Raw genomic sequence first — 6,991 nt, 5'->3', positions numbered from 1 at the left:
CCCCGGGAGTCATGTCAAGTATCGTCCATAGTGGCATCGGATCAGGCGCGCCTCGCGGATCCTCCCCGGGATCGGCCGTTTGCGGACCCATCTCGTCGCACCAGAAATGACGCATGGCGCCGCCTGCACGGGTGAAGACATTAAACGCAGGGTTGTCGCTACCGTCGGGATCTTCGTCAGCGTAGTCGCGGTTGAAGCTGTTGCCGCCCGACGAATACAGCCGCAGATTCTTCCAGCCCCGCTCGTTCTTGAACGCCACCATGCGCTCGATCGGCGCTCTCGCAATTACGGCAAAGGCCACGCGTTGCAGTATGTCGGGCATCTCGCCGTCCAGAGCACTGAGCAACGAGGTGCACATCGGACAAGGCCGTTCGCGCTTAGGGCCGAACATCCAGTTGTAGGTGACGAGGGTATCGTGGGCGCCGAACATTTGCGACAGCGCCACCGGCCCGTGCTCGCCATCGAACCGGTAGTCCTGAGTCAACTCTCCGCCGGCCGGAAGGGCGCGGCGCAAGGCGGCCGCACGCTCGATGTGGCGTCGCACTTCGATTTCTTCCGCCAGCAGCGCGTTACGCGCACTCCGATATTGCACGCTTTCACCCGGAAATCGGCGGGTCGACTGAGCCAGCGCCTGGGCCGGCTTCAAGGCCTGCGCAGATTTATCTATGGAAGTCATGAGTGATCTCCTTATGGATTTAAGGGCATAGGGCGCATTGCAGCGCCTTTCGATCGTCGCCACGTTGCTTCGCCAACGCCTCATATGCACGACGAACGACACTTGAAGAAATCGACACCACCCGCGGTATATTTTGCGATGCGTCAAAGTGCAAGCGTGTGGACGAACGCGCCTGTCCATTTCGAATACTATTTCGTCTTAAGCGCTTTATCTTCGCTTTATCCTTGTTAAGGAGCAGACACAATGCGACAACTGATTGAAGTGCCGGTTCTCTCGCCGGCATTACGCGCAATGGGCATACCCCTGTCGCTTGTGACAAAGGGCGCGGGGCAGATCTTCGTGTCCGGTCTTCCGCCTTTTGACGTCACCACCGGTCAATTGGTGAAGGGGGACATCGAGACCCAAACCGAGGCATCGCTTATCGCACTGGCACATTGCCTGAAAGCGGCGGGTGCGTCCCTGGACGATGTGCTCATGGTGCGGATATATGCCGCGAACTCCGGGCACTACGGGGCAATCAACCGCGTCTACGCCCGGCACTTCCCTCAGAATCCCCCCGCCCGAACCTTCGTGCCGGTGGCATCGTGGCCGAACGAGTTCGATATCGAGATTGAATGCACAGCGATGATCCGCTAAACCGGACGCCCACCCCGATCTTCCCGTGGGCGTGGCCGCGGCGCGAGCAATCGAAGGAAAGGATAATGAAAGGGTATCGCCCAGTCCCCGACGCTCGCGGTCCAGAGCCAACCCCTGGCCATTGACCGAGGCTGTTCGGCACATTGTCCGTCGTACGCAACCCGGTTGACGCAAATACTCGAATGGCGAAATACATACGCGCGAATATCGTTGGACATCAGGCGATTTAATGATCCAATATCCGCGGCCTCCGGACCGGCACCGGAGCAACGCCAATCAACTTCAAGTATTAGCGGCTCGGATCGGCGCAATGCACCACGTCCTTGTAAGGAGTACCACGTGAACCCACGCCAACCATACGATCTCGCTCGCGCCCTGCTTGTGATCGTCATTCTGTCCGGGTTGACCATCGGCAGCCTGTATATCTTGCGGCCCTTCCTTCCTGGCCTTATCTGGGCGACCACCATTGTCGTCGCAACCTGGCCCTTGATGCTGGCGGTGCAGCGCCGTTGCGGCAACCGCCGATGGGCCGCCACAGCGGTGATGCTGCTCATCCTCCTGATCGTGATCGTGCTGCCGCTCTATGAGGCAATCTCGACGTTGGCCCTGCACGCGAGCGACATCATGGGCGCTGTCACGAGCCTGCCGCACTATGCTTTGCCGCCGCCACCGGATTGGCTTGGCGATATCCCGCTGGCCGGCCAACGCCTGGCGCGCGAATGGCAGACCCTGTCTGACGCCGGGCCGGGCGGCTTGCTCGCGAAGCTTGAGCCCTACCTGACGGTCGCGGCGCGCTGGACGCTCGGTCACGCAGCGGCCGTGGGGGTCTTCGTGATTCACATGTTCGTCACGATCATCATCGCGGGCATTCTCTACAACCAGGGCGAACAAGCGGCGCGTTTTGTCATCCGCTTCGCAACCCGGCTCGCCGGCCAGCGCGGTGCGGGAGCCGTGAAGCTGGGTGCTCTGGCAATCCGTGCGGTTGCCCTTGGAATCGTCGTGACGGCGGTGGCGCAGTCCGCGCTCGGCGGAATTGGCTTGTGGGTCGCTGGCGTTCCCGCTGCTGGAATACTGGCAGCGGTCATGCTGATGTTGTGCCTCGCCCAGATTGGTCCCTTACTGCCTTTGCTCGGCGGCGTCGCCTGGCTTTTCTGGCACGACGCTCACGTAGCCGCGATCCTGCTCCTGATCTGGTCGATCGCCGTCGCCATGCTCGACAATCTGTTGCGACCGATCCTGATCAAGCGGGGGGTCAACCTGTCGATGTTGTTGATCCTGTCCGGCGTATTGGGCGGCCTGTTCGCATTCGGGATCGTCGGCCTCTTCATTGGCCCAGTCATCCTCGCTGTGACATCGACCGTGCTGGACGCGTGGATGGACGAACCTGTTCCCGGGGTGGCCATCGCCGGGAACGAAGGCGACGCAGTGATCACGTCAGAGAATCTGAAGGACGGCTAGGGAGGGGTTGGTCTTTCGGGCGGTGTTTATATTTAGCAGAACCGCCCCAACCCCATGCGGACACTCACGAAGTCACGAGGTCTCTCGTGCCCGTTCGCTGCAATAAAAAATCATCCAGCACGCGTGCGAGGTCGCGCTCGTTAGGGCGTGTTCCCCAGGTGCTGTATCCCGCCACCGACGCTACCGCAAACCACGAGTGAGGGGGGAACCATTCCGCCAAAACGGTGCGGTCCCGGAGTATTCGAAGGCGCCCCGTATCCCGATGAAATTCGGCCGACATTGACGTACCGTTGAAGCGCTTGCGCGCAACGACTGGTTTGTTAAGCATCGAGTACTCCATATTAAGTTTGTGTTCAATGTCGGCCGAAGGTCCTCGGCTAGTGCCCGAAAAAGATGTCGCACTGAGGACGGTTGCGGCAGTCCGATTGACGAGGGCCGCTAGCTGACATGCTGTTTCCTGACGGAACGCCCCCGTATGCAGCATCGTTGCTTGCGGGCGCGGGAGCTTCCTGTTTTTGCTGCTGCGCAGTTTGCTGAGTTTGCTGAGAGGTTTCAGGAGCGTCCTGCGCGTACACCGTTCCTGTGATAGCGAACAGGCTGGCGGCGCTGCCTAGCATTACTAGTTTCAAGTTCATTTCAGACTCCTTGATTGACCGGACATCGGCGATCGATATCCAGCGCTACTTGTGCCGATGACACCATTGAGTTGCCGGTGGCCGGTCATAGCGGTATCGAGAGGCACAACTCGGTATCGCGTCCCCGCCGTCACCCTAGAGGGCACATGTCGGGTCGCAGCATGCCGGCTGGCGCCACGCACCGAACTTCTTCTGGAAGCGTTGAATCAATCGCAGGAGGTAACCGTGCGACAGCAAAGGGACGCGGGCGAACCGCGCCAAGTCTTTGCTCAAGGGACCTGTAGGTCCAGATGCGCGACGAGAAGCACGCATGACCTACAGTAGCGCCGACGATTGTTCGCACGCAATCCGACGTAAGGAGGGGGCCGTCAGTGGGGATAGTTTTGGGGGATAGGCCGGAGGTTGCCCGAGGACACGGGCAACTCGTCGACACCGCCTGAGACCGTCGGGATTCGGCAGTGGATTGGGCAATGCTTGCCGTCCACAACGTCACCGACCGACGACAATTATGTGACACCATCGGGCGAAGGATCAGGGGCGACGCAATCTCGCGTACCCAGACGCTGCCAAAGAAAGTCGTCGAGTAACAGGCCGAGATCGCGCTCGGCCGGACGCGTGCCCCAACTACTCCGTCCTGCTACCGAAGCGATTGCAAACCAGGAGTTTGGAGGAAACCATTCCGCAATGACGTTGCCGTTCTCTAGTATTCGCAATCGTCCGGTGTCCCGGGTGAACTCGACAGAAAATAGTGTCGTATGTACTTGCTTGCTTACGAGAGTCGGCCTGTTCAGCATGATGACTTCCTCGTCAAATAACGTTTGAGGCGTCGTTCGCTTAACGCTACCCGATGCGTCATGTCAAATGAGGTCGGATGAGCTTCGCAATCGACTGCGGTGGCATCGTTAGATTTGGAAGGCGCCTACGCCGATAATAGGGTGACAAAAACAGCGAGCAATGGCTGTTTGACCTCATTGAGTGTTGACCACTTTTTGTACACCGGCGCGCGAGCTACTTGTTGTTGTTTTTCGACGTTGACGAACCGTAAGTTCGATGTGCGGTCAACCACGCGCATGCCGCGCCGACACCTCCTGCAAATCCAGATCGCGCTCTAGCGCGTGAAGCATCTCGTCATGAATGAGACCGGAGCGATGCATCCGCAGCAGCTCCTTGCGGCCGGCTGCAATGGCGGCCAAAACGACATCGTAGTGAGTGAGGCGCTCTTCCTGCGGAAATTCCGCCCTGTCCCCATATGTCTTAGTGAGAGCAGCACGATACGTATATTGTTCGAGCAATCGCGGATGAATTAGCTTTCCGTCGTCGTCGTGTACAAGCGGCTCTACAGCCTTAAGCTGAGCCGCTTCCAGTCGCGCCCACGCCTGCGGCTCCGTCAAGTGTTGCGCGTTGCCGTCGGAACCCCGGTCGGGATTGACCCACTGAATCAAGAGGCCAATGGTCGTTCCCTGGACGAGCACGGTCACAAGGATGACGGCGATCGAGGCCACCAGGATTAAATCCCGTCCGGGCAAGGCGTCCGGAAGCGAAAGTGCGATTGCGAGCGTAACCACGCCTCGCATGCCCGCCCAACTCATGATTGTTGCGGTTCGCCAATCCAGGACTGCTTTTGTTCGACCGACTGTGCGGCGCCATGACACGCCGAGCAGGTCGATGACGAACACCCACACGAAGCGGGATAGCACGACTGCAACGAGCACAGCAACTACGGCTGGCGCCAGCGCCATGAGAGCATCGTTTGCACTGTCGAATCGGCCGATGACGCCTCGAAGAGAGAGACCAATCAGGATGAAGACGAGCGCTTCGAGGAGAAAGATGATGACCTGCCAGAACGCCGCGCCGCGCATTCGAACGGTTGCGCTCACTACTTCGTGTTGATACCAGCCTAGCGTCAGCCCGCAGGTGACCGTCGCGATTACCCCTGACACCCCGAGCATTTCCCCAGCGATGTAACTCACCCATGCCGTCAAGACCATGGTCGTGATGATGAGATAGTCGTCAGCAAGGCAGCGGAGAATCTTGATCACGACAAAGCCCAAGGCCGCACCGACCGCCACGCCACCCAGCCCGAGAATGGCGAAGCTCGCTGCCGCATGCTCGATGCTGAACGCGCCGGTAAGTGCTGCCGCGACGGCAAAGCGAACCAGCACAAGGCCAGCGGCATCATTGAGCAGGCTTTCTCCCTCAAGGAGAACCATCATCTTGCGTGGCAGCGCGAGGCGCTCCAACACTGCCTTGGCTGCGACAGCATCAGGTGGCGACACGATCGCGCCGAGTGCGAAACAGGCGCCCCAGGGTAGGTGAGGGACAACAAGGTGGGTGACCACCCCGACGGCAAGCGTGGTGAACGCAACGGCACCTATGGCAAGCAACAGGATGCCGCCGATATTGCGCTTGAGTTCGTCCCACACGGAGAAGTAGGCGCCGTCCATGAGAAGCGGCGGGAGAAACACCACAATCACCAGGTCCGGGTCGAGATGGACGGGCGGAAGGCCCGGCACGAACGCCATGCCAATCCCACCGATCAAGAGCGCCGCAGCGGGCGGCAACCTGAGTCGCTTCGCCAGCAACTGCAGGCCGATCATCACGATTAGCGAAAGCAGGATCAGCTTGAATGCGGAGACCGAGGACATGGCTTTGCCTTTGCCTGCTAAGCGTCAAGTGAGTCAAGCGAGATAAGTTAGTCAAGCTTACTAGAAGAAGGTGTTGCGCCAGAAATATCGCCGGCTTGACGGACGACGCAGGTATCGGAGAATTTACTTGTAGTCGTATTGCCGAAGCATTACGCTGCGGTCTAAGGCGCTTGCAAATAGTGGGTGCGCCCAGTGGTTTCCGGACATCAAACAACAAGGAGGTCGGATGCGTTTTTCCGCTCGCGCTGGCTTCGTAGGCGTTGTCGTTTTGGTTTCGGCTCATTGCCAAGCCGAAGTCTTCGCCCCCCCGGCGGCGTCGGCTGAGGTCTTCCAGGGGATCTCATTGGAGGGCACACCTGTCGCTGATAAGTACAAGGTGGCTTTCGCTGAATGCGACAAGACTCACAGCGGCGAAGGGATGTTCGATACGCAGTGCGGGGTACCGAATTCCGCCAAGCCCGGGCGGGACCCGAACAACAACACCACGTTCATCAAGCTGGCAAATGGCACTATCCTGTTCGACGCCAAGATGAGCGTGGATGCGGACGGTTCGCCTTACGCCATCAAGCATAAGGTGTCTCCTGATAACCCCAACACAACGCTTACCTATGCCGACGGTAGAACTCCATTAAACGGGGAAAAGGTCCGGTACGTGGTCATACCTGGTCCGTCCAGGAAAGACCCGACGGTGACCTTCATGAAGGAAACAGGAACCGGGTTAGGCGATGTTGCGGCCGTTGTCTACGACGGCAAGGTGACCTATGCGATCGCCGGCGACACATCGCCGTTCCATCGAATTGGCGAGGCTTCCATGGCAGTGCACGATGCTTTGGGGCATCCAAGCTGCAAGCGCATGGCAGCCAATGGCATTTGCGCTCAACCCGTTAGTGACAGTGTCACGAAAGACGTCGTGTACCTTATTTTTCCGGGCACTCGAGCTG

The 6,991-nt window shown here is 59.2% G+C and carries 6 protein-coding genes; 3 read left to right on the top strand and 3 right to left on the bottom strand.

The window, feature by feature from the left end:
• The coding region (locus WCA53_RS11685; RefSeq protein WP_423909605.1) for a DUF899 family protein at window positions 1-676 on the bottom strand (676 nt) is incomplete at its 3' end.
• A gap of 243 nt (window positions 677-919) precedes the next feature.
• Between WCA53_RS11685 and WCA53_RS11680 the strand changes: the two genes are divergently transcribed.
• Window positions 920-1,312 (top strand): RidA family protein, encoded by a 393-nt coding sequence (locus WCA53_RS11680; RefSeq protein WP_423909601.1) that lies wholly within the window; start codon window positions 920-922, stop codon window positions 1,310-1,312.
• A gap of 339 nt (window positions 1,313-1,651) precedes the next feature.
• Window positions 1,652-2,770, top strand: a complete 1,119-nt coding sequence (gene ydiK / locus WCA53_RS11675; protein WP_423909596.1) for an AI-2E family transporter YdiK — start codon at window positions 1,652-1,654, stop codon at window positions 2,768-2,770.
• 64 nt (window positions 2,771-2,834) lie between these two features.
• On the opposite strand, the gene WCA53_RS11670 is transcribed toward ydiK, so the two are convergent.
• Entirely contained in the window at window positions 2,835-3,098 is a 264-nt protein-coding gene (locus tag WCA53_RS11670) for a hypothetical protein (RefSeq protein WP_423909592.1), read from the bottom strand.
• Between the two features lie 1,365 nt (window positions 3,099-4,463).
• Complete coding sequence (locus WCA53_RS11665) at window positions 4,464-6,050, bottom strand: Na+/H+ antiporter (protein ID WP_423909589.1); 1,587 nt, start codon at window positions 6,048-6,050, stop codon at window positions 4,464-4,466.
• A gap of 226 nt (window positions 6,051-6,276) precedes the next feature.
• Here WCA53_RS11665 and WCA53_RS11660 point away from each other — a divergent pair.
• On the top strand, window positions 6,277-6,991 hold a 715-nt coding region (locus WCA53_RS11660; protein ID WP_423909586.1), incomplete at its 3' end, for a glycoside hydrolase family 75 protein.

Source organism: Caballeronia sp., assembly GCF_049581465.1.
Lineage (GTDB): Bacteria > Pseudomonadota > Gammaproteobacteria > Burkholderiales > Burkholderiaceae > Caballeronia.
The sequence above is the reverse complement of the archived record's forward strand: the minus strand, read 5'-3'. Positions and strand labels throughout refer to the sequence as shown.

Excerpts from the sequence above, each read along its gene's own strand:
- WCA53_RS11680 (WP_423909601.1), top strand. The coding sequence starts at position 920 with ATGCGACAACTGATTGAAGTGCCGGTTCTCTCGCCGGCATTACGCGCA.
- WCA53_RS11670 (WP_423909592.1), bottom strand. The coding sequence starts at position 3,098 with ATGCTTAACAAACCAGTCGTTGCGCGCAAGCGCTTCAACGGTACGTCA.
- WCA53_RS11665 (WP_423909589.1), bottom strand. The coding sequence starts at position 6,050 with ATGTCCTCGGTCTCCGCATTCAAGCTGATCCTGCTTTCGCTAATCGTG.